Source organism: Pseudomonas sp. P108 (assembly GCF_032613195.1).
In the GTDB taxonomy this organism is placed as follows: domain Bacteria; phylum Pseudomonadota; class Gammaproteobacteria; order Pseudomonadales; family Pseudomonadaceae; genus Aquipseudomonas.
Genome location: NZ_CP126691.1, coordinates 3,306,229 through 3,329,728, shown reverse-complemented (window position 1 = coordinate 3,329,728; position 23,500 = coordinate 3,306,229). Strand labels below are relative to the sequence as shown.

Genomic DNA, 23,500 nt, shown 5'->3' with positions numbered 1-23,500 from the left:
AGTGGTCTATCGACTATTTGGCCCCGGGACCAATCAGCGAGCTTTCAATCTGCACGCCGGGCATCATTTGCTGCAAACCTGCGATCAGCTTGTCCCCTGCTTCAGTCAAGGCTTCAAGCGGCATCGCTGGCAAACTCTCGAGAATGAACCACATGTTCTGCGCATCGGCCCCAAGGCGGGTTCTGACACCTTGCCGCCAATTCCAGCGGCGGCAGGTCACGCCTTTGTCATCGCGCCAGACCACTTCGCCGGCATCTGGATACTCGACAGCGGGAACGCCCTCTTTCATCGTGTCAAAGGGCTCGCTGCCATCGGCGACGACAAGATGCGGAGCGCCTGCATAAGCCTCTATGTTTTCCCCGCCTACCGGAATGGCGTACTCGATGCTGATGGCGTTGTAGAGATCGACGATGGGATCGAGGCTCGGCAAGGTCCGGTCACGTAAAACCCTTTTACGCAACGCTTCGGCTGAACAAGGCGTGCGCTGTGGCTTGACCCCGAACTTTCTGAAGGCGTCGGCCCAGGCGGCAAGGTGAGCGTCTCCCCAGCTTGGACCACCCGCCTGCACAGCCTTGCAAGCGTGATCCAGGGCGGCCCGGGCAACTTCAGGACGGGTGAGTGGTGCAGCTTCCACCACAATGCTCAGGGCCCGGAACCCCGGAGCCAGTTCTGCAACGGCTGGATCGATCAACGGCAGTACGGACAGCATCAAAAACCTCCAGGATTCAAATGGTGTTTCATGCTATCTATCGATGACCGATTTAGTCAATATAATGACCATCATGTTCCGCTTCAGTGGGTGAGTCGATTGACGCCACGATCGTTAAGGGCCGAAAATTCCAGCACTTTTTTTCATGAACCTGATCAATGACCATGAATACCAGCTTGTCGACTACCCCAGGTGCTGATGCTCAAGCCGTCAGCCTGGCCGTCGCACGCACACTCAAACAAGCCCGCAAGGCACAGAAAATCACGCTGGACGAGCTTTCTCGGCGCTCAGGCGTGAGCAAAGGAATGGTCGTCGAAATAGAAAAATGCACCGCGAATCCCAGTATCGGCATTCTTTGCAAAATCGCCGCCGCGCTGGGCCTGTCGGTTGCCGACATCGTCAATGTGACCGAGGCACCCTCTGCCCATATCATCGAAAGCCAGGATATCCCCACGCTCTGGACCGGTGACCTTGGAGGCACTGCGCGACTTCTTGCAGGAACGTCCGGCCCGAACATGATCGAGTTATGGCGCTGGGAAATGCATCCTGGTGAATCGTTCGCTTCACCGGGGCACCCTCAAGGCACGCTTGAACTGTTCCATGTAGAGAAAGGCACGTTGAAATGCATGATCGGGGAAACAGAGCTGATCATTCCTGCCGGGAGTTCGGCAGTGGCGAAAACTGATGTGCCTCACTCCTATTCCAACGCGGGCAGATCCAGGTTGGTGTTCACCATGTCCGTGACCGAGATACATCAGTAGATACCCGACATTCGGGCACAGGCTTCATGACATAACTGTCAGTAGTTGAAGTCGTGCCCCAGCTCATTCTGCATCCACTCCAGAAATCGCCTGACCCGCGGAAAACCGGCGTGCGCTCTCGGGAACACCAGGTGGTGTGCGGTGATCGGGGCACTCAGCCCCGGCGCTACCTCGACTAAAGCACCACGCGCCAGATAATCCTGCGCAAGCAGTGTGCTTTCCAACGCGAACCCAAGACCGTGGCTGGCCGCCTCCAATGTCATGTAGGAGCGGTCAAAGCTGAGTGAATAGGGTTTTTCAGGACGCGACAGGCCATGTTGAGCAAACAGCTGCGGCCACTTGATCAGCGTCGCTTCCGACAGGATCAGATTGCAGTCGAGCAGATCCGCGACTGTGCGGATCGGGCGTTGCTGCAGCAATTTCGGCGACGCCAGCACGGCAATTTTTTCATTGCGCACCGTACGGACTTCGAAACTTGGCCAATTGGGCATGCCGTGACGGATGTCGACATCGATCTTGTCGCGACTGAAATGCAGTGATTCGTACGAACACGACAGATTGAGCTGGATGTCGGGATGACTCTGGCGAAACTGTTCCAGCCGCGGCATCAGCCACAGCAGCCCGAAGCTGGGCGACGAGTGCAACCGCAGGCAATCGAGGCTGACATCGCTGGCGGCACGCTCTGTCGCCACCGCCAGGCTGTGCAGGATGCCGGACACTTCAGTCAGGTATTGCTCGCCCACTGGCGTCAGTGTCACGCCTCTGGCTGTTCTGAGAAATAGCTGACGCCCGATCATCGCCTCCAGCTTGGCCAACTGGTGACTGACCGCTGACGGGGTCAAGTCCAGCAATTCGGCGGCGCGGGCAACGTTGCCGAAGCGTGCCGTTTGCTCAAAGGCCTGAATGGCTTTCAGGGGTGGCAGGGTCGCAGGTGCATCGCCAGATGAACTCATGATGATTGTTTTTCCGCTGCAAGTGGCTTGGGCCGGGCTTATGGCTATTCAAGCATTGGCAGACAGCGCTGGCGAGTGCTGAATTTTTTTCAGCACCCAGTGAGGTTTGCGTTATTGCTCAGGGCCGGTCTGGAGGACAAGCTGAGTCATCGGTTCTTTGCGGACCGAACCCATAAAAACAATTAGAGGAACACCTCCATGCTTCTCCAAGGCAAAGTCGCAATCATCACCGGTGCCGCATCTGCCCGTGGCATCGGCCGCGCTACAGCGACGACGTTCGCACAACAAGGCGCTCGTGTCGTGATCCTTGATCTGGATGCATCCGCCGCGCGCGACGCTGCTGCGTCGCTGGGCGAAGGTCACCTGGGACTGGCGGCTAACGTCGCGGACGAGGCGCAGGTTCAGCAAGCCGTTGCCACCATCATCGAGCACTTCGGTCGTATTGATATCCTCGTCAACAACGCCGGCATCACCCAACCACTCAAAACCCTCGACATTCGTCCTTCTGACTATGACAAGGTGCTGGACGTCAGCCTGCGCGGCACTTTGCTCATGTCCCAAGCGGTGATTCCGCTTATGCGTCAACAGGCCAGCGGCAGCATCGTCTGCATGTCGTCCGTGTCAGCCCAACGCGGTGGCGGCATTTTCGGTGGCCCGCATTACAGCGCGGCCAAGGCCGGTGTGCTGGGTCTGGGTAAAGCCATGGCGCGGGAGCTGGGCCCGGACAACATTCGCGTCAACTCCATCGCGCCGGGCCTGATCCACACCGACATCACCGGCGGCCTGATGCAGGACGAGCGCCGTCACGCAATCATCGACGGCATTCCGCTGGGTCGCTTGGGTGAAGCACAGGACGTCGCCAACGCTGCGCTGTTTCTGGCCAGCGACTTATCCTCTTATCTGACTGGCATCACTTTGGATGTGAACGGCGGCATGCTGATTCACTGAGTATTTCTGGGCGGGCCTGTGCGGCCCGTGCGGTTCTGGATCGATGATGCAGCCGGGCCTGATGGCCTGGCGGTCAATAAAAACAAGAGATCAGACCATCATGACTACCCTGTCGCTCGAAGCGGTTTCGACCGTGCGCTCCTCTGCCTATCGCAAAACCGCCTGGCGTCTGATGCCTTTCTTGATGCTGTGCTATTTGTGCGCCTATCTGGATCGGGTCAACGTCGGCTTCGCCAAGCTGCAAATGATGAACGATCTGGCCCTCAGCGAAACGGTCTACGGACTGGGCGCCGGCGTGTTCTTCATCGGCTATTTCCTCTGCGAAGTGCCCAGCAACATCATTCTGCACAAGGTCGGTGCGCGCGTGTGGATCGCGCGGATCATGATCACCTGGGGCATCGTTTCGGCGCTGTTCGCCTTCGTCGAAACCGCGTGGCAATTCTATGCGTTGCGCTTTCTGCTGGGGATTGCCGAAGCCGGTCTGGCGCCGGGCCTGTTGCTCTACCTCACCTACTGGTTTCCGTCCTACCGTCGGGCACGCATGACGGTGCTGTGGTTCATCGCCATTCCGCTGTCAGGCATGGTCGGTGGTCCGCTTTCCGGCTGGATCATGAACCACTTCGCCGGCGTGCACGGTTGGGCCGGCTGGCAGTGGATGTTCGTTCTGGAGGCGGTACCGACCGTCATCGTCGGGCTGCTGGTGCTGAGCTATCTGAAAGACGGCGTGCATCAAGCCACTTGGCTCAATGACGAAGAAAAAGCCCTGATCACTCGCGAACTGGCCGAAGACGATCAGCAAAAAGTCACCCACGCCTCGGTTGGCGAATTCATTCGCGATCGCCGGTTATGGCTGCTGGCAGCCATCTACTTCTGCGTGGTGATGGGCCAGTACGCAATCACCTTCTGGCTGCCCACACTGGTGCGCAATGCGGGGGTTTCCGACCCGCTGCACATCGGTTTTATGACCAGCCTGCCCTACCTGTGCGCCATCGTCGCGATGTTGTTGGTGGGCCGCAGTGGTGACAAACATCGCGAACGCCGCTGGCACCTCATCGTGCCGATGATTGCCGGGGCGATCGGCTTGAGCCTGGCGGCGATGATGGGCGGCAACTCAACGCTGTCGATCCTCAGTCTATGCCTGGCCGCTTCCGGCATTTTGTCGGCGACGTCGCTGTTCTGGATGCTGCCCACCACGCTGCTCGGCGGGGTGTCTGCCGCCGCTGGCATCGCCGCGGTCAACAGCTTCGCCAATCTCGCCGGGTTCTGCTCGCCTTATCTGATCGGCTGGATCACCACCCTGACCGGCTCCAGCGCCATCGGCATGTACCTGATTACGGGCGTGCTGTTCCTCGGCGCCAGTCTGGTCCTGCGCATTCCCGCCGCCCTGGTCAATCGTTGAGTTAACGGAGTTTCATCATGACGACTAATCTTTCACACGCTGCATCCCTGAGCCTGACGGAGCGCGCGCACAACATTCGCCGCCATGCGTTGCGCATGGGCCAGGTTCAGGGTCAGGGCTACGTCGGCCAGGCTCTCGGCGCTGCCGATTTGCTGGCGGTGTCTTATTTTCATGCGATGAATCATCGCCCCGCTGAACCTGAATGGGAGCAGCGTGATCGCTTCTACCTCTCCATCGGTCACTACGCCATTGCGCTGTACGCAGCGCTGATCGAAGCCGAAATCATCCCGCTCGATGAGCTGGAAACCTATGGTTCGGACGACAGCCGCTTGCCGATGTCGGGCATGGCCGCCTACACCCCGGGCATGGAAATCACCGGCGGCTCGCTGGGCCAAGGCTTGGGCATCGCGGTCGGCGCCTGTCTGGGACTCAAGCGCAAAGATTCGCCCTCCTTCGTCTACAACCTGCTGTCCGATGGCGAGTTGAACGAAGGCTCGACCTGGGAAGCGGTGATGTCAGCCTCCCACTGGAAGCTCGACAATCTGATCGCCATCGTCGACGTCAACAACCAGCAAGCCGACGGCCACTCCAGTGAAATCCTCTCGTTCGAACCGATCGTTGATCGCTGGCAGGCATTTGGCTGGTTCACCCAGCGCGTCGACGGCAATGATCTGGATGCGTTGGTCAGCGCATTCGATGCCGCGCGCAATCATTCCGGCCGTCAGCCGCGGGTGATCATCTGCGACACCAAAATGGGCAAAGGCGTGCCCTTCCTGGAAACCCGCGAGAAAACCCACTTCATCCGTGTGGAAGAGCATGAATGGGATCTTGCGCTGCGCAATCTTGAAGAAGGAAAAACCCAATGAACAACGCCGTCAACACCCCGATGTCGAGCAAAAAGCGCCTGACCACGTCAGCGATGATCGCCTCCATTGCTTCAGAAGGCCAAGCCACCAAATCCGCGCCTTTCGGTCATGCGCTGGCGGCGCTGGCTGATCAACGCCAGGACATCGTCGGCCTGTCCGCCGACCTGTCCAAATACACCGACCTGCACATCTTTGCCAAGGCCCACCCGGACCGGTTCTATCAAATGGGCATGGCCGAACAACTGCTGATGAGTGCAGCCGCAGGCATGGCCCGTGAAGGTTTCGTACCCTTTGCCACGACCTATGCGGTGTTTGCTTCGCGGCGTGCCTATGACTTCATCTGCATGGCCATCGCCGAGGAAAACCTCAACGTCAAAATCGTCTGCGGCCTGCCCGGTCTCACCACCGGATACGGCCCCAGCCACCAGGCCACCGATGACCTGGCCATCTTCCGTGCCATGCCCAACCTGATGATTGTCGATCCCTGCGATGCTCTGGAAATCGAACAGGCTGTACCCGCGATCGCCGCGCATCAGGGGCCTGTGTATATGCGTTTGCTGCGCGGCAACGTACCGCTGGTGCTCGACGAGTACGGCTATCAGTTCGAGATCGGCAAAGCCAAAACCCTGCGCACCGGTAACGATGTGCTGATCATCTCCACCGGCCTGATGACCATGCGCGCACTTGAAGCCGCCAAGGAACTGCGAGCAGATGGCGTGGATGTCGCCGTGTTGCACGTACCGACGATAAAGCCGCTGGATGAACAAACCATTCTTGCCGAAGCTCGCAAATCAGGTCGACTGGTGGTTACCGCAGAAAACAGCTCGATTATTGGCGGACTCGGCGAGGCCGTTGCCGGGGTGCTGCTGCGTAACGGAGTCACGCCAGCGTTCAGGCAGATCGCTTTGCCGGACGCGTTTCTGGACGCGGGTGCTTTGCCGACACTGCATGATCGTTACGGCATTTCTACCCAAGCCGTCTGCGCGCAGATCAAGCTCTGGCTTGACCGCTGACCTGTCAGGGCGCTTATGGACAAGCGCCCTACAACTTGAGCACTACGAGCTACTTGTACGATGTCCTATCACAAGGTATTACTACGTCTCCCACAAAAAAAATAAAACCACGGAGACCGCTACATGGACTCATCCCTGTCCGCTCGACCTGAAAGCCCTGACCGAGTGCAAGGCAATACCCGCCGCAGCTTCCTGAAAAAGTCTCTCGCTGTTTCCGCCACGCTCGCCACCGTCGGCAGCACCGCACTGACGCGGATCGCCGAGGCCGCCGAACCCTTGAGTCAGCGCTACCCTGATCCGCTGATTCACATCCTCGACGACAGCTTCCTTGAGCTGCGTATTTTCAACGCCAGTGTTGAAAAACTTGCCACCGGCATGCGCTGGGCTGAAGGACCGGTTTGGTTCGGTGATGGCCGCTATTTGCTGGTCAGCGACATCCCCAATAATCGCATCATGCGCTGGGACGAAATCACCGACACCTTCAGCGTGTATCGCGAACATTCCAATTTCTCCAACGGCATGTGCCGGGATCGCCAAGGGCGTTTGATTGTTTGCGAAGGCTCCACCACCACCAGCGAAGGTCGGCGCATCACGCGCACCGAAGCCAATGGCACGATCACTGTGCTGGCCGACAGCTTCGACGGCAACCCCTTCAACTCGCCCAACGACATCGTCTGCAAAAGTGACGGATCGATCTGGTTTACCGATCCGCCATTCCAGACCAGCAACAACTACGAGGGTCACAAAATCACCCCGAGCCAACCCCACGCCGTGTACCGCATCGACGGCGAGAGCAAAAAAGTCACTCGGGTCATCGATGATCTCAACGGCCCCAACGGCCTGTGCTTTTCGCCCGATGAGAAGACCCTGTACGTCGTCGAAGGACGCGCCAAGCCCAATCGGCTGATCTGGGCGATTACCGTGAAGGATGACGGCACACTCGGCGAACGCCGCAAGCACATCGAAGGGCTGGAATATGCCGCGATCGACGGCATCAAATGCGACGAAGCGGGCAACCTGTGGTGCGGCTGGGGCGGCAACGGTGATCCCAAGGCCGACCTGGAAAAACTCGACGGCGTGCGCGTTTTCAATCCACAGGGCAAGGCCATCGGGCACATTTCCCTGCCAGAGCGCTGCCCGAATTTGTGCTTTGGGGGGCGCGAAGGCAATCGATTGTTCATGGCCAGCAGTCACTCGATCTATTCGCTGTTTGTGAATACCCGTGGGACTACATTTGCGTTGTAAAAGCGCGGTTCGTCTCACGACAGTTTCGTGAGCGTCGAAACACAGCTTGCCGCGCATCCGAAGGTGCGCGGCACTCAAGCCCGGTTACTGTCACCGCCACGCCGACCTTGTAGAGCGCCCGTAACGTCAGACACCTCCCGATTGTGTTCGAAATTGATAAAAGTCTTTCCCTGATCCGTGCCTGTTTGCGCAACACCCTCAAGCCTAAAGTTCGTCCTGCCAGCAACATCACACTTACTTTAGGAAATCTCATCATGAAAACGGCAATGATCATCGTCGCACTCTTGGGCTTCAGCTCTGTGGTAGCAGCGCAGGACGGTCCTGCAACGACTAAACAGGTCGAGCAATATCGCTACGGTACCCACCTGGATGTCGCCAAGGTCATCTCTGAAGAACCGGTGCCGGATGTTTGCGCAGTGGTACCGACGCACATGACTTACCAGGACTCGCAAGGCAAACGCCATGTACTGGCCTATAACGTCATGGGCCGTTGCAGCCAGGGCTAAGTCAGCTGTTTACCCATCATTGCGCCTCGGAGAGTGGTCTCATCGAGGCGCAAATACCTTTTTGCTCCGCAGTATTTCAATCGATCAGTTCTTTGGCCGTGGCTGCCAGCTGACTGCCAACCCGATCTTTCAGCGTTTCAATAAACCGGGTGATTTTTGCATCGACAAACTGCCGAGAGGTATAGACGGCGTACACGTTACGCTCATAGGTATGGTAGTCAGGCAAAACCCGCACGAGCTTGCCGGAACGCAAATCATCGATGGCCGTAAATCCGGCCAGCAAGCCAATCCCCGCGCCCTCTCGAATGGCCAGCGCCATCGCATCCATATCGTTGACGCTGAAACTTGGCCCTGTCGGGACAAACGTCGCGTCCCCGGCCTTGCTCTTGAGTTGCCACTCATCCCGCACATAGTCGACGGTGCCCAACAGCAGACACTGGTGATCACGCAGGTCTTCTGGCGTCTCGGGAGCCGCATGCCGGGCCAAGTAGTCTGGCGACGCCACCAACACACAATGGCTGACACCGATCTTCTGGCTGACATACGCCGAATCGGGGAGCGCGCGGGCGATCAGGATCGAGACATCCAGTTGGTCTTCCAACAGGTTAGGCATGCGTTGCGAGAGCAATAAATCCACCGTCACCTCCGGGAATTGCTGGCGGTACTCCAGCACGGCCCCGGTGACCAGATGCCGGGCCAGCCCAGGAACGCAATGCACCCGCAGTGTTCCCCGAGGCTCCAGCGCGGCATTGCTGGCTTCGGCTTCGGCACTCTCCAGATCAGCGAGAATTTTCGTGCAGCGCTCATAGAACCGTCGCCCGGCATCGGTGACCGACAGGCGTCGGGTCGAGCGTTGCAACAGACGTGCGTCGAGCACGTTTTCCAGCGCCGATACAGCACGCGATACGTTACCGACGGTGGAGTCCAGATGATTGGCCACGGCCGTGAAACTGCCCATCTCGACAACCTTTATGTACACCGACATGTTCGAAAGTTTATCCATCGCGACCTTCCTGTAGATCTGACGCTCACCCGTGATAACGCGCATTTTTTCCGGATGCTACACGTTCGGCCCGCGACTCGATATTACCTCTGGCAACAACAATGATTCCCTCTGGCCCGTCTAAATCAATGGCCCCTCCTTCCATAGACTTGGTTGCACAGGCCGCCTGAACAGGCGCCGGGTTTCATCCGAACCTCTGACAACCAACTGAAGGGCAGATCATGAAAACCTCCTACGACCCGCTTTATCTTTTCATCGGTGGCGAATGGATCAGTGCCGAAGGGCGCGATACTGCCGCCGTCGTCAACCCGGCGACCGGCCGGGAAATCGGCCGCGTCCCGCTCGCCACCGCAGGCGATCTTGATCACGCCTTGGAAGTGACTCGCCTGAGCTTCGAGCAATGGCGCCAGACCGTGCCTGACAAACGCGCCAAGATCCTCAAGTGTGCCGCCGACCTGATCCTCGAACGTGCGCCGCAGATCGCCGCGCAGATGACCCTGGAGGAAGGCAAACCGCTGGGTGAAAGCCTGGATGAAGTGACCCGTGCGGCGGAGTATTTCGAATGGTTCGCCGAAAGCGCCCGGCGTATCGATGGCCGTGTGGTCCCGGCTAACCGGCCAGGCGTGGTGCAACTGGTCAAACGCCAGGCCATCGGCCCAGTGGCCGCATTCACACCGTGGAATTTCCCGGCCATCACCCCGGCACGCAAGCTCTCGGCAGCGCTGGCCGCCGGTTGCAGCGTCATTCTCAAACCCGGTGAAGAAAGCCCTTCCACAGCACTGGCCCTGGCGCGTGCACTCGACGATGCAGGATTGCCCAAGGGTGTGCTGCAAGTGGTGTTTGGCGTACCGGATCAAGTGTCCAGCCATCTGATCGCCTCGCCGATCATTCGCAAGGTGACCTTCACCGGCTCGGTGCCCATCGGTCGTCTGCTGTCTGCACGCGCTGCCGAAGGCGTGAAGCCCATCACCCTTGAACTGGGCGGGCACGGACCGGTGCTGGTGTTCGAAGATGCCGACATTGAAAAAGCCGCCGTTGAGGGCGTCGCCAACCGCTTTCGCGGCACCGGGCAGGTGTGCATTTCATCCACTCGGTTTCTGATCCAGCGTGGCGCCTATCAAGCCTTTGTCGATCACTTTGTCGCGGCGACCCAAGCCCTGAGAATCGGTGACGGCCTGCATCCGGACACTCAGGTCGGACCGTTAGCCAACCCAAGGCAATTGGCAAAAATGGAAGAACTGGTCGCCGATGCCGTCGAAAAAGGTGCACGAGTATTGGTCGGTGGCGAAGCCTTGTCAGGCGAGGGCTACTTCTTCCAGCCCACCGTTCTGGCGGATGTGCCGATGAACGCCCGCATCATGCACGAAGAACCCTTCGGCCCCATCGCCGTACTGATGCGGTTCGATGAGCTGGCCGATGGGCTGCAAGAAGCCAACCGCCTGCCCTACGGACTTTCGGCCTACGCGTTCACCTCCAGCGCGCGCACGGCCATTGACGTCGCCGACGGGTTAGAGGCCGGGATGATCGGGATCAACCAATACCGCATCGTCGCAACCGAGCTCCCGTTCGGCGGCATGAAAGAAAGCGGTCACGGCTCCGAAGGCGGCATTGAAGGCATCGAGCACTATCTGACCCACAAATTCATCAGCCAGGTTTAAGGAACTTGCCCATGTCCAAGCTCAATTTCAGCAGTCCTCGCGAAGCCGCGCGCGCGTTTACACCCAAGCTGGCGCAATTCGTCGATTCAACGCTTTATCCGCAGATCTGGAGTGACCCGGCGCTGTCCCCGCGCGACCGTAGCCTGATCACCGTGGCGGCATTGATTGCCGCTGGACACTCGGAAGAGTTGCCTGCTCACCTGCGCCGCGCGGCTGGCAACGGTGTAACCCAAGACGAACTGGCGGCAGCGATCACACACCTGGCTTTCTATGTGGGCTTCCCTGGCGCCATCACCGCATCGGCTATCGCCAACGCCACGTTCAGCGAAACGGAGAACAACTGAATGAAAGCCATCAACATCATAGAATTCGGTGCGCCAGACGTCCTCGAACTCGTCGAGGTCGCCAATCCTGAAGTCCGTCCCGACGACCTGCTGGTGCGTGTCTATGCCGCCGGGGTGAACCGTGCGGATCTGACTCACCGGACCGGTGGGTACGGCCATCCGAATTTCGGTGACTCGCTGATCATCGGCCTGGAAATCGCTGGCGAAGTGATCGGCAAAGGTAAAGCGGTGACGGGGTTCGAGGTCGGAGATCGCGTCATGGGTGTGGTCGGCGGCGGCGCCTACGCCGAGCAGGCACGCATCGATTACCGCATGGCCATGCACATCCCTGCGCAGGTTGACTATGTACATGCGGCGGCCATTCCCGAGGTCTTCGTCACGGCCCATGAAGCGATGATGCACCTGGCTCGGCTCAAGGCTGGCGATTCGGTGCTGATACACGCGGCCGCTGGCGGCGTCGGGTCTGCTGCGGTGCAGTTGGCTTACGCCACCGGCGCCACGGTGTATGCGACCACCGAAGGCAGCAAGCTGGCGCGTGTCGAGCATTTGGGCGCAGACGTGGCGATCGATTACAAGACGCAGGACTTCTCTCAAGTGATCGCCGAAAAAACCCAGGGGCGTGGCGTCGATGTGATCATCGACTTTATCGGTGAGCCCTACTTCGCCCGCAACATCGCGTCCCTTGCCAAGGGCGGTCGCCTGATTCAGGTCGGCATCCTTGGCGGTGGCGGCAACGTCACGGTGGCGCTGGAGGACATTCTTTACCGCCACTTGCAAATCATCGGCACGGTGATGAAGTCACGCACGCAACCGGAGAAGCACGCCATGATCAAGCGATTCCGCGATCACTGGCTTGATCGCTTCGAGGGTGCCGGAAGCCTTGAGCCGGTCGTCGATAGCACGTTTGCTCTAGCGCGGGCTGCCGATGCGCATCGCCGGATGGAGTCTTCCGGGAACGTCGGGAAAATCATTTTGACGATGCAGCCAGAAGACTTGATTTAAAACGGGTCGAATGGTCGATTAACAACGGTGCCCTTGATGGGCACCGTTTTCTGCTTATGCATTGACATGCATAAGTGTTCGGGCTTAGTCGACCTGTTCCGTATGTCGACAACCCGCTTCTCATGCCTTTCTTTGAAAGTTCGACGTGGGGCTGCCCAAGCCTTTCGACATTGCGATGATTGTGGCTGAGGTGAAGAAGCTGTTGGCCTCCTCATAGATACTCAACGACAAAGGCAATTTCGGCATTGGCATTGCCCGCTCGCATTTGCGCATTGGAAGGCTCGATGCGCACGAAGCGCGCTTGCAAGTCTACAGATGCATTCCCGCCTTCCGATGTAGGCGCTTTTGTTATGTAGTTCTGATTCAGCTTGAGTGGCTTCCCGTCTCTGAAGCGCATCTGCAATGCCAAACCTTTGGCAGTGGAGCTACTGTTCAGATTTACCATGCCAGTATTAGCGTCCCACGCAGGGCTGCCCGCAGTGGGCGAAAAGGAGTAGCGGAAGTTGTTTATTCCGGCAGGACAGTTTTTCATACTGAGAAAAAAGTATTGCTCCTTGGCATAGGCACCGTTCTTCGGGAAATCGCTCAAGTTATAGCTACCCATATCAACTTTTACATCGGGTGTTTCGCAAGACTGTGAGACCACCCGCGTGCCACTTGTATTCAATGCCAGAGGCTCGATTTCAGCAGCGACAAATTTCCCCAATTGGCCTGAGGGTATCGTCGCACTACCGGAAATCTCACCCGTCTTTACAAGACGCAAGATGTGCTGAGTGCCATTCCACCCCCAACCGCCAGCAACGTCGGTGTCTCCCGGAAAGCCTTTCCATGCTTTGCCCGATGGCGGTCGAATCCATTGCCAGCCGATCCCGGTATTTCCAACAGGAAAAATCTGCGCGCCTGATTGGGTGACGCCCACAGAATTGCGAACACCTTCATTGTGTACCGCAGAGCACCTGAACGAACTGGGAATGGCTCCCAGGGTCACGATTGGGCTTTCATAGATAACCGTGCCGTTCGGCGTGTCCCGCGGCACCGAGATCGTGGCCGGAAGGACAACTCGGAGGTCGCCCATGGAATTATCGGGATAAAATTCGCATACCGCCGCCATTGTATTTGACGACAGCATATACAAGAGTCCGACAATTGATATACGGGATAACTTCATAGCACTCTCTCTGACTCTGCATTGCATGCAAACAACTGAATGACTGACGATGGCGCGAATATTTAATCGGCAGCAAAACCACCACAATCGGAACGAGAAGATAATAAATAAACAGCACTTGCGCAAAAAGTTTATTTATTCAACAAACAGACAATTCTCATAGATTTATAGCTAACTAGCCAAATCGGAAAAACCTATAAAAGGACACGTTATTGAACACCATCCTTTACCAGCGCAGATAACCAACAGACAATTTAAGACTCGTCTTAAAGGCGCAACGGAAATCGGTCATTACACTGTCCACTCTTGAAAGGAGAAACGATTCCGTGAGAGCCCTCGATACCCTCAATAGCCCAAAACCCCAGAGCAACGCCGCCATCTATTGCCTGACGATTCTGGCACTGGCGCTGATCGCCATGACTGTCGCCGCCGGTTATGAGCTCAACAATCTGTTTCCACTGAAGGCCGTGGTGCAAAAGCAGGAGATCCAGCTCACACAGCGAGCCGATGCCATCCAGTCAATGAGCGCAGAACTCAAGCGTCTGGCAGAACAAAAGCAGGCACTGGAGACTGACCTGCTTACCGCGAAGGAACAGGCGAAGGCCGCCGAGACAGCAAAGACGGAGCTCGAAAACACTCAACGCGCGGCGCAAACCAGCGCCGCGTTAGAGGATGAAGATTCACTGTGCGCGATCATCGAGCAAAATATCCGCCTCGTAGCGGACCAGCTCAGTCGCGATGACTTCTTTCGCTTGCGTGATGAGCGCGAAGCTGAAGCCGAAGCGGTGCTTGAAAGCTATGAAAAACAACTCGCCACCTGCATTGAACAACTGACGGCACAAACCGAGCAGCCAACACAGAAATGAGGTAGCGGCCGCTGCACAACAGGATTGACCGCGGATCAAACAAAGCCCTGGTGATCAGGGCTTCCTGCTCACTCTTTACAGCTTGAATTCCTTGGTCAACTTATTCAGCGATGCCGCTAATTGCGAAAGCTCCGCCGACGCAACGGCGGTCTGTTTCGAGCCTTCTGCAGTTTCGCAAGACAGGTCGCGAATGCTGATCAGGCTGCGATCCACTTCGCGCGCAACCTGAGCCTGCTCTTCGGCAGCGGTCGCCATCAGCAGGTTTCGTTCATTGATAAGATTCAGAGACCCAGTGATGTCAGTCAGCACTTCGCCGGCGATATTGGCCATCTCGAGCGTTCTTTCGGCCTGAGAGCGGGTGTGGCTCATGGAAGAAACCGCCCGACTGGTGCCCGACTGAATGGAGCTGACCATGGATTCAATGTCCTCGGTCGATTTCTGCGTACGTTGCGCCAGCCCTCTCACCTCATCTGCAACCACGGCAAAGCCACGGCCCGCCTCCCCCGCCCGTGCCGCTTCGATGGCCGCGTTCAAAGCGAGCAGATTGGTTTGTTCGGCGACTTCTCGGATCACGTCCAGCACGCTGCTGATATCGCTCGCCATCGTAGAAAGCGCCTGCACTTCAGCCGAGGTGCTATGCACGCTGGAAACCATCAGATTGATTGCCGCGACCGTTTCGCTGACCTGGGCTTTACCGGCAACAGCTGCTGCGCTTGATTCCGACGTCAGTTGCGAGGTCGATGCGGCGTTGTCCGCGACCTGCTCCACCGCCGCACTCATTTCAGTCACGGCGGTGGCGGCCATTTCGATTTCATGACTCTGACGCTGAGTGATACGCGAAATATCTTCGGTGACGCCATGCATGACTTCGGAGGTTTCGGCCAACTGCGTGGACGAGTCACGGATCATGATCAGCGCATCACGCAAACTGGCCTGCATCGCGGCCAACGAAGACAGCATCTGCGCCGCCTCATCGGAACCATCCAGCGCAATGGTTTCGCTCAAATCGTTGGCAGCGATGCATTCCGCTACCCTCAGCGAGCCTGCAATCGGCACCGTCAGGCTGCGCGTGTACAACACCGCCAGGGCCAAGGAAGCACCGATGGCAATGACAATGAACACACTGACGATCAACAGCGTGTGTTCGTAGACATTGTCGGCCTGCTTGCCCGCTTCATATGCTTCGATCTCGTTGAGAGCAATCAGCTTTTTGAGCGCGACCTGCACGCCGTCCGAGGCGGCACGCATCTGATTCTTTGACAGCGCAATGGCCGCTTCAAGCTGCCCTTTCGCCACGGTTTCAAGGTATTGGTCCTGCGCCTGATCATTGACCGCTTGTGCTTTGGCGAACTCCTCGAACGCTTTACGCCCAGCGTCAGTAGTCAGCAGATCAATGAGCGCTCGTTGATGATTTTTGATGAGCTGACGCGATTGCTGAATGTCCATCAGGGCCTGAGCCTTGCGCTCAGGGGTTTCGATAGGGTTACGCAAACGGGCGTTATTGCCCTTGATTTCGATGAACTCGCGATCCAGTTGGCCGAGCAGCTTGATGCTTGGCACGATGGTCGTCTCGACATAGGTTTCTGCCTTGTTGAGCAAGTCGACTTGCTGCAAGGCGATCAATCCGATCGCGATAATCATGAGACAGAACAAGCCAAAACACAGCGCCGATCGCGGCGCGAGGTTGAGTTTACGAAGCAGCATGATGCCTTACCTTAGAGTGTATTCAGACAATGGGTCTTACGAGCTGGCAGGAAAGCTGGCGCAGACAATCAGCCGTCACCGCGCAAGGGTGCAGCTAGCGGTTTGCACACGAAGACAGCGTGGGATCAGTTGAGGCCGGCTCCGCACTTTCATTGAGCGCGGGATCAGCCAGCATCAGAAAATCCGCCAATCGCGGCAGATTGATTTTCGAGACCAGACGCATCCAGCGTTGCGGATGCGGGTTGAAGAAGGTCTTCGACCACTGATGATCATCACTGGGGTTGAAAATCAGCAGGTGACGAATCAGCGGGTTTTCCCCAAAAAAATCGAGCGGATCCATCGCCATCTCGTTGAGCAACTCAGCATTGACGACGACCAGGCTGAGCCGCTGGGGGCAGTAATACGTCAGTATTCTCAGGTCACGATAAGTGCATACGTTCACGACGCTGAGACAGCCCAGCTTGTTGAACTGCTGTTCAATCGACAGGCCTCTACGCACGTCGCTATCGGCGATCAGGATCCGCAAGGATCGACTTCGGTTATTTTCAAGAAACATCGGACACCTTTGGCAGCTCCATTCTTCCTTTCAAGAAAATAACCAAGGGCCAGCCCGTCCGATATGAGACTTGTCTCAAAATGACCGCAGGGGTCGCTGAACGAAAACCACACTTTGCTGACAAGCCCGCGCTAGCGGGGCACGGCATGGTTCAAAGTCTTTGGAGGGAGGGGTTTTGCAGCGGTGGCGAGCGGCGCAATGCCAGAAGCGCGGGACGGTTGTGTACGAACCAGACAATTCTCATTATTAACGCCCCTTGTTGTCAGTAACCTTGAAACAAGGGGCGCAAACTCATTCTTTCTCAGTCCATCAAGGTAGCGTCAGCGTCACGACGTAATTGCCAGTCGTTATCTGATGGCCCTTGTTGTCCGTGAGCAGCAAACGCTGGTCGTAATATTTTTCCTGCTCGTGGGAATCGGCAATCATCTTCACGAACACTTGCTGGCGCGGCTCACCCCGCCCTGCTGCACTGACTTTAGTCACCGAGAATATCTGACCGGTGCTCGCCTGCGGACAATCAAGCAGCTCGACAGAAGCATGGCTGGCGCCACTCGCCGTGCAACTTGCCTCAACAATCCGTCCACTGAAGCGAATCACTCCGCTGACGGGCGCAGACTGGGCCGCGCTGACGGTGTCAAAACCCAGCAGGCAAAGACAGGCAATCAATAAAGGACGTCGAATGATCATCGCGAAACTCCATGGTTATTAACCAAGGTATCGCCCGTTGCAAAATGATCTTTAACGTCCCCCTTCATTACAAGGCCAGTCAGCAGGGCCCTGCGCCAATACGGTTACAGCTCGACCCGTTTGATTTTCTTGATCAGATCAGCTTGTGCATGCTCAAGCTTCAACGCGCTGCGATTGATATCCAGTGGATCGATGACCGGCGCTTCGCACTCGGCCTCAAGGTCGTTACACGCCTCGATGACCTGATGCTCGGCGACGATGCGCGCCGCGCCCTTGATCCGATGTGCCAGGTCAGCCAACAAACCGGGATCGCTTTCGGGTATCAGCGAATGCAACTCCTCCAGATCCTTCTCGCAACTAGACAGCGCCTCGCGCAGCAGTTCTTTCATCATGTCGAGATCGCCTCCGGTGAGTTCGGTCAGACGCTCGCGAATCGACCCCAGCTCCTTGATACTCGCCGCTGGCGGGCTTTGAACCGGCTCGGTTTCGACATTCTTTTCCCAGCCGGCAAGCATGGTCGACAAGGTGCTGAGGCTGATCGGTTTGAACAGACAGTCATCCATCCCCGCCTCTCGGCATTTCACTTTTTCTTCCGGCTGCGCGTTGGCTGTGAAGCCCAAGACGATACACGGCGCGCCACCACTGTCGCGTTCGTCCTGGCGGATGGTGCGGGCCAGTTCATAGCCGTTCATGACCGGCATGTTGCAGTCCGTGATGACAATGTCGAACGGCTCAGAGCGCCACAACGCCAATGCCTGCGCTCCATCGGCAGCGTCACGCACCGCCTGGCCAAGAAAGCTGAGCTGCTGCATCAGCAGCAGACGATTGGCGCTCTGGTCATCCACTACCAGAATCCGCAGCGTCGGCACTGGCTTGTCCTGGACGACCGAAACAGGCAGCACCTTGCCGCCGAGCGGACTGAGGATATTGAAGAACAGCGATACTTCCAGGCAGGTGCCTTTGCCCAGCGTACTGGTGATGTTCAGCCGCCCGCCCATCAACTCGCACAGCGAACGTGAAATCGCCAACCCCAGACCGGTGCCGCCCCGGTTCGAGGGGCCGTGATTGGCTTGCGAAAACGGCTGGAACAGGTTCTGCAAATCAGCGCTGGAAATGCCGATGCCGGTGTCCTCGACTTTCAAGTCGACCTGCAAACGTTCGTCAGCAAGGCGTTGGCCACGAATCGAGACGCTGACATGCCCGGTATCGGTAAACTTGATGGCATTGCCGACCAGGTTCGAGAGCACCTGCTGGAAGCGCATCGGATCAACCAGTACGTCACAGCCGACGGTGGCGTCGATATCGAGCTTCAACACCAGACTCTTCTGCCTGGCCAGGCCGTCGAAGACCCGCGCTACGGATTCGACCAGTTCGCGCAGGTTGGCACGTTTCGGCGAAAGACTGACATGCCCAGACTCGATGCGAACCACATCGAGAATGTCGCCGATCAGCTCCAGCAGGCCTTTGGCCGAGTCGTAGGCCACTTCAATCGCCGGTCGATCGAAGTGGCCCTGCTCGGCGCGCTTGAGTGTGAGTTCAAGCATGCCGATCACGGCGCTCATCGGCGTACGGATTTCGTGGCTCATCGTCGCCAGGAATGTGGTTTTGGCGCGGCTCGACTCATCGGCCAGCTCTTTCGCCGAACGCAACTCTTCGATCAGTTCGCGGCGCTCGCTGATGTCGATCCAGCCGCAGATCACGCCTCTGACTTCGCCCGTTGTGTCGTGATAAGGCTGAATCCAGTGATAAATGATCAGCCGCGTATCACCGACATGCAGCGTGCGATCCACCTCGTAAGGTTCGTCCCGCTCGATGACGCGCAGATAGTCATCGTGAAATTGCAACGCCTCCTGGCGATTGCGCTTGCCGCTTTCGAGCACGGTCTTGCCAATCACGTCCTTTTCCAACAGGCCAAACGTCTGCAGATAATTGTTATTGCAGGTGACAAGCCGACCTTCCCGATCGCGAACGTAAATGGGATGCGGCGTGCCGTTGATCAGCGCCCCCATGAACTTCAGTTGATCGCCGAGCAAGCGCTCTGCCCGACTGCGCTCGCGGATCTGCCGGCGAATATAGAAATTCCACGCCAGCGATCCGAGGATGATCAGGAATGCGCCAGCGCTGATCTGGTAGATCAACGTCTTGTAATCGCGCCACGACAAACCCGAGAACGCAGCAATGGGACGCCAACGGTTGAGAATCACGTCCAGCTCATCGGGTGGAATGCTCAACAGAGCCTTGTTCAGAATGCTGACCAGTTCGGTATCGGCGCGTCGGGCGGCGAAGGCGAGGAAACCCTTGTTCATGCCGACGATGTTGGAGATGCGCAAACTGTCGCTGTAGATGTGAGCGATGTAGTAACGCGCACTGTGCAACGTGGTAATCATCGCGTCTGCTCGCCCATCCTTCACGTCAGCCAGAGCGCCCAGCACTGTTTCGCTGTCGACAATCTCGATGTCGGGGTAATCCTTGAGCAGCTCACGCTCCGCCGAACTCTCGGGGACGGCGACACGCTTGCCGCGTAGCTCCTGCAGGCTTGACGGCGCGCCTGCGTCCTTGGCGGTGACGATCACAAAGGGACTGGCGAGGAACGGGTGGGTGAAACGCATACCGACTTCACGGGAGACGGTTGGCGTCAGCAACGAGATATCGGCACTGCCATCCAGCAGGCGTGTGCTCAAGCTGGAAAAACTGTCGGTGCGCTCTACATCGATCTGCAAACCAGTGCGCCGCTGAATCAGCTCCAGCAGATCGGCGCCGATCCCGCCAAAATTGCCATCGCCATCAAAGAACGCAAATGGCGCCTGATCGTCATTGATCACGAACCGCGCGACCGGGTGCAGTTCAAGCCAGCGTGCTTCACCGGGTGTCAGATCGATGCGTTTGGGTGTCAGTGCCCCGCCGCCACCGGACCAGCGCTTGGAAATTTCGGCTATCTTGCCCTCACCCATCGACTCGATGACCGAGTCGATCAGACGCAGCAGTTGATCATTACCTCGGCGCAAGGCAAAGCTGAAACCGCTGGTTTGCGTTTTGACGAAAGAGTGCAGGCGCACATAGTTGAAGTAGTTGAGATTGATAAGATAATTGCTGGACACCGTGTCGCCCAGAAACAAATCGACTTTGCCAAACGCCAGCGCGGCCAGTGCCAACTCGTTCGATGGGAAAAGTACGAACTCGGCGTTGGGGTACAAGCCATGCAGCTGACTGGATGGGAGGTAATCGTCGGCAACCGCAATACGCAGACCGGCCAGATTGGCCGGCATCGGTCGCCGATCATCGCCGCGCATGAACATCGCCGGCACGTCTTCGACATAAGGTTTGCTGAGCGTGACGAGGCCATCGATCAACTCGAAACTGTTGGAGCTGCCCAACATGTCGATGTCGCCGCGTTCAAGCGCCGCCATGGCGTCGCGACGGTCAGGATAAGCCTTGACGGTAACTTCGACATGCAAGGCCTGGCCGATAATGCAGGCAATGTCGGCGGCAATCCCCTCATAACGCGTACCGCTTGCGGTCATCACATAGGGCGGAAAATCCGGAAGCGCCGATCCCAATACGAGGCTGCGTTTCTGCCGTAGCCAACTCCAGTCTTCATTGCCCAGATCGACTTGCACCTCCTTGCAGTCCGATCGACCGAACACCTGCAGAGTGCGCGGCTCTGCTGCCCACAACGACCCGCTACCGAATACGAAAAGCACACTGACGAGCAAAACACCGCGCAACAGATGAAACATAAGCGAGTTATCCCTGGTTGTCGGCTGTCAGGCTGTGCTGCAACTTGAACAGCTCTGCATCACCACGAATGCCAAGCTTTTTGAAAGCGGCCTGTTTTTGCCCACTGATGGTTTTGCGACTGCGCGAGAACTTCAAAGCGATCTGCGTCACCCCCATACCCTCGAGGCAGCAGCGCAAGACTTCTTTCTCTTTCGGCGACAGCAGAGGATTGCTCAGAAAATCGTCGCTGTGCGCCGCGCCGTCATCATTGCTACCAGCAGGCTCATCGACTGACACAGGCAGCACATCAAGTTCGAAGGCCATTGCCTGCGACAGGTACAACTGGCCGGACGCTGCGCAGCGGATGCCGGTGATCAGGTCATCGACTGGCTGGGACTTGCCGAAGAATCCGCTGACGCCCGCTCCGATCGCCATGTTCACTACTGCCGGGCGCTCTTCGGAGGATGAGACGAGGATGCGCATGCCTGGATATTGCTTGCGCAGCAGACGAATCAGATTAAGCCCGTCCAGCTCGCCATCGTGCAGCTTGTAGTCGAGTATCAGCAGGTCGATTTCGGTCTCGCGCAATCCAGCGAGCAACTGCGCACTGCTCGCGTACACGCCCACGACACTGAACTCGGCTTCGCGCGTCAGCCGCGATTTCATCGCCAGACGTATGAGCGAGTGATCATCAAGGATGGCAACGCGTAACGGATTCACGACTGACCAATGCATGAACAGCTCCATGATGAGGAGGGTTGAAGGATCATCAGCACTTGGCAGCCGCAGCCGATCCCGGGCATCACCGAAGCATTCAGGTGCATCTGATTGATTTCTCGTCACATGATGATTGTTTTGAAGACGTGACGAAATAGGGCTTTGTCCCAAAAGTCAGACCGCGCGTGCAGATCAAAGGTCGGACGTGCCTATTGCCCGGCGCCAGGACGATTTTTGACCCTCGAAACGCCAATCGACCAGGTGCGCCCAATTCATGGGCCGGGCATAGAAGAAACCCTGCCCCCACTGGCAACCGAGTCGAGCCAGGTGATGAACCTGATCTGCGGTTTCAATGCCTTCTGCGACCACTCGCATGTCCAGCTCGCGCGCCAAGGCCAGTGCACCGTGGATAACCGCACTGTAGCGAGCCTGCTGGAAATTCTGCACAAAACCGGCGTCGAGTTTGATTTCGTTGAACGGCATCTGACACAGTCGCTCCAGCGAAGAGTAGCCGACACCGAAATCATCGATCGCCAGGCTGAAGCCGAGCATGCGCAGACGCACCATGTTTTCCATGCTGATCTCGGGCATCTGCAGCAGACCGGTTTCCGTCAGCTCGAATATGAGCCCGGCTGGCGAGGCGCCGTGAATGCGCAACAGCGCCTTGATCCGGTCGACGAGATTCGGGTTGGCCATCTGCGTGACGTCGAGATTGAAGGCGAGCTTGAACGGCTTGCCGTGGGACTGCACGAAACGCTGCAGACTCAGTCCTTGCGTGAGCAGGCTGAAAAACATTTCGTCGAGCAGTCCGCAACGCTCGATCGTTGGCAGAAACATACCCGGTGAAAGCAACCCGCGACTGGGGCTTTGCCAGCGCACCAGCACCTCGGCGCCATCCACCTCACCACTGCGCAGGTGAAACTTGGGCTGGAAGTACGCGCGAAATTCCTGCCGGCGTATCGCTTCCAGTACTTCGTTCTCCGTAGGCTGATCGAGATGACTTTCCGCGAGTTTGGCATCGACCTGGCTGTTCGGCCGATAGCGAGCCAGCAATGGCGCCAGCACATCGACCATCAAGGGCTTGCCGACACTGCCAAGCAATTCCAGGCCCTGCAACGTGACAATTCGATCGACCGTGCGTAACAAGTCTTCAGGCAGTGAACTGCAGATGATCACTGCGCGAATCAATCCGGCCTCTCTCGCCAGGCGCAGAAAGGTCAAACCATCCATCCCGGCCATGCTCAAGTCACACAACGCAACGTCCACACCTCCTGCCTGGGAGATCAAAGCCAGCGCATCCTTTCCGTCAGCCGCCTGAAAGATATTTTTGTAACCCAGACTGTTAAGCGCGCTGACCGCAGCCGTGCGCTGGAAGGCGTGATCTTCCAATACCAATATACGAAGCGTGTTCACAAACCGGGAACCTCTTTCTATCAGCCATTAATAGCGAAAAGCTTGAATCATCTTCCAACAGAAAGATTGCTCACAAACTTTGCATTGACTGAGAATTTCTGCGTCCGCGAATACTAATCAGGTAGAGCTCGCGCGACTTTGAGAATTGTCTCATTTAGTCCACTGCACTTTACTGAGAATATAAATACGCACTTCCGATATTGCCGCCTTGTTCGCACTTGCCACGCTTTAAGACAAATCTCAAAGACCCATCGCTATCACCGAC

At 57.4% G+C, this 23,500-nt stretch carries 21 protein-coding genes; 11 read left to right on the top strand and 10 right to left on the bottom strand.

The features are described from left to right. Positions 1 to 13: 13 nt before the first annotated feature. The gene (locus tag QOM10_RS14565) at positions 14 to 709 is read right to left on the bottom strand and encodes a B3/4 domain-containing protein (protein WP_316916335.1); all 696 of its coding nucleotides are present in this window, start codon (positions 707 to 709) and stop codon (positions 14 to 16) included. A 158-nt stretch (positions 710 to 867) separates the two neighbouring features. Between QOM10_RS14565 and QOM10_RS14560 the strand changes: the two genes are divergently transcribed. Next, the gene (locus tag QOM10_RS14560) at positions 868 to 1,470 is read left to right on the top strand and encodes a helix-turn-helix domain-containing protein (protein ID WP_127927623.1); all 603 of its coding nucleotides are present in this window, start codon (positions 868 to 870) and stop codon (positions 1,468 to 1,470) included. Positions 1,471 to 1,508: 38 nt separating this feature from the next. Here QOM10_RS14560 and QOM10_RS14555 read toward each other — a convergent pair whose 3' ends face one another. After that, positions 1,509 to 2,423 (bottom strand): LysR substrate-binding domain-containing protein, encoded by a 915-nt coding sequence (locus QOM10_RS14555; RefSeq protein ID WP_316916334.1) that lies wholly within the window; start codon positions 2,421 to 2,423, stop codon positions 1,509 to 1,511. A gap of 198 nt (positions 2,424 to 2,621) precedes the next feature. Between QOM10_RS14555 and QOM10_RS14550 the strand changes: the two genes are divergently transcribed. The 6 genes from QOM10_RS14550 to QOM10_RS14525 all read left to right on the top strand — a co-directional run bounded on the left by QOM10_RS14550 (position 2,622) and on the right by QOM10_RS14525 (position 8,400). Beyond that, on the top strand, positions 2,622 to 3,371 hold the full coding sequence (locus tag QOM10_RS14550) for an SDR family NAD(P)-dependent oxidoreductase (RefSeq protein ID WP_122843954.1): 750 nt from the start codon (positions 2,622 to 2,624) through the stop codon (positions 3,369 to 3,371). Between the two features lie 100 nt (positions 3,372 to 3,471). Further along, positions 3,472 to 4,770 carry an MFS transporter gene (locus QOM10_RS14545; protein WP_016984522.1) on the top strand — a complete coding sequence of 433 codons (1,299 nt, stop codon included), beginning with the start codon at positions 3,472 to 3,474 and terminating at the stop codon, positions 4,768 to 4,770. A 17-nt stretch (positions 4,771 to 4,787) separates the two neighbouring features. Beyond that, positions 4,788 to 5,636, top strand: a complete 849-nt coding sequence (locus QOM10_RS14540; protein WP_316916333.1) for a transketolase — start codon at positions 4,788 to 4,790, stop codon at positions 5,634 to 5,636. Then, entirely contained in the window at positions 5,633 to 6,649 is a 1,017-nt protein-coding gene (locus QOM10_RS14535; protein WP_316916332.1) for a transketolase family protein, read from the top strand. Before QOM10_RS14540 ends, QOM10_RS14535 begins: the two co-directional genes overlap by 4 nt. Before the next feature lie 123 nt (positions 6,650 to 6,772). Continuing rightward, a complete protein-coding gene (locus QOM10_RS14530) occupies positions 6,773 to 7,894 on the top strand; it encodes an SMP-30/gluconolactonase/LRE family protein (protein WP_316916331.1) in 1,122 nt (373 codons plus the stop codon). A gap of 254 nt (positions 7,895 to 8,148) precedes the next feature. Next, positions 8,149 to 8,400, top strand: coding sequence for a DUF2790 domain-containing protein (locus QOM10_RS14525; protein WP_016984519.1), 252 nt, complete (start codon positions 8,149 to 8,151; stop codon positions 8,398 to 8,400). Between the two features lie 76 nt (positions 8,401 to 8,476). On the opposite strand, the gene QOM10_RS14520 is transcribed toward QOM10_RS14525, so the two are convergent. Further along, a complete protein-coding gene (locus QOM10_RS14520; protein ID WP_122661952.1) occupies positions 8,477 to 9,403 on the bottom strand; it encodes a LysR family transcriptional regulator in 927 nt (308 codons plus the stop codon). Positions 9,404 to 9,624: 221 nt separating this feature from the next. Between QOM10_RS14520 and QOM10_RS14515 the strand changes: the two genes are divergently transcribed. The 3 genes from QOM10_RS14515 to QOM10_RS14505 are packed head-to-tail and all read left to right on the top strand — an operon-like array spanning position 9,625 to position 12,407. Continuing rightward, on the top strand, positions 9,625 to 11,061 hold the full coding sequence (locus QOM10_RS14515; protein ID WP_316916330.1) for an NAD-dependent succinate-semialdehyde dehydrogenase: 1,437 nt from the start codon (positions 9,625 to 9,627) through the stop codon (positions 11,059 to 11,061). 11 nt (positions 11,062 to 11,072) lie between these two features. Continuing rightward, positions 11,073 to 11,405: a carboxymuconolactone decarboxylase family protein gene (locus QOM10_RS14510; protein WP_316916329.1), complete on the top strand. Its 333-nt coding sequence runs from the start codon at positions 11,073 to 11,075 to the stop codon at positions 11,403 to 11,405. Further along, positions 11,406 to 12,407, top strand: coding sequence for an NAD(P)H-quinone oxidoreductase (locus QOM10_RS14505; RefSeq protein WP_316916328.1), 1,002 nt, complete (start codon positions 11,406 to 11,408; stop codon positions 12,405 to 12,407). It abuts the gene before it with no gap. A 211-nt stretch (positions 12,408 to 12,618) separates the two neighbouring features. Here the strand turns inward: QOM10_RS14505 and QOM10_RS14500 are convergent, their stop codons facing one another. Beyond that, positions 12,619 to 13,482: a fimbrial protein gene (locus tag QOM10_RS14500; protein ID WP_410479223.1), complete on the bottom strand. Its 864-nt coding sequence runs from the start codon at positions 13,480 to 13,482 to the stop codon at positions 12,619 to 12,621. Between the two features lie 419 nt (positions 13,483 to 13,901). Between QOM10_RS14500 and QOM10_RS14495 the strand changes: the two genes are divergently transcribed. After that, a complete protein-coding gene (locus QOM10_RS14495; RefSeq protein WP_093431579.1) occupies positions 13,902 to 14,441 on the top strand; it encodes a hypothetical protein in 540 nt (179 codons plus the stop codon). Positions 14,442 to 14,516: 75 nt separating this feature from the next. Here the strand turns inward: QOM10_RS14495 and QOM10_RS14490 are convergent, their stop codons facing one another. The 6 genes from QOM10_RS14490 to QOM10_RS14465 all read right to left on the bottom strand — a co-directional run bounded on the left by QOM10_RS14490 (position 14,517) and on the right by QOM10_RS14465 (position 23,235). Then, positions 14,517 to 16,145 (bottom strand): methyl-accepting chemotaxis protein, encoded by a 1,629-nt coding sequence (locus QOM10_RS14490; RefSeq protein WP_077572900.1) that lies wholly within the window; start codon positions 16,143 to 16,145, stop codon positions 14,517 to 14,519. A gap of 94 nt (positions 16,146 to 16,239) precedes the next feature. After that, entirely contained in the window at positions 16,240 to 16,701 is a 462-nt protein-coding gene (locus QOM10_RS14485) for a hypothetical protein (RefSeq protein WP_077572901.1), read from the bottom strand. 309 nt (positions 16,702 to 17,010) lie between these two features. Beyond that, positions 17,011 to 17,388, bottom strand: coding sequence for a type 1 fimbrial protein (locus tag QOM10_RS14480; RefSeq protein ID WP_223026763.1), 378 nt, complete (start codon positions 17,386 to 17,388; stop codon positions 17,011 to 17,013). A gap of 104 nt (positions 17,389 to 17,492) precedes the next feature. Continuing rightward, positions 17,493 to 21,125, bottom strand: coding sequence for a transporter substrate-binding domain-containing protein (locus QOM10_RS14475; RefSeq protein WP_316918356.1), 3,633 nt, complete (start codon positions 21,123 to 21,125; stop codon positions 17,493 to 17,495). A 7-nt stretch (positions 21,126 to 21,132) separates the two neighbouring features. Further along, complete coding sequence (locus tag QOM10_RS14470) at positions 21,133 to 21,840, bottom strand: response regulator transcription factor (RefSeq protein ID WP_034154080.1); 708 nt, start codon at positions 21,838 to 21,840, stop codon at positions 21,133 to 21,135. 174 nt (positions 21,841 to 22,014) lie between these two features. Continuing rightward, positions 22,015 to 23,235: an EAL domain-containing protein gene (locus QOM10_RS14465; protein WP_034154081.1), complete on the bottom strand. Its 1,221-nt coding sequence runs from the start codon at positions 23,233 to 23,235 to the stop codon at positions 22,015 to 22,017. Between the last annotated feature and the right edge of the window lie 265 nt (positions 23,236 to 23,500).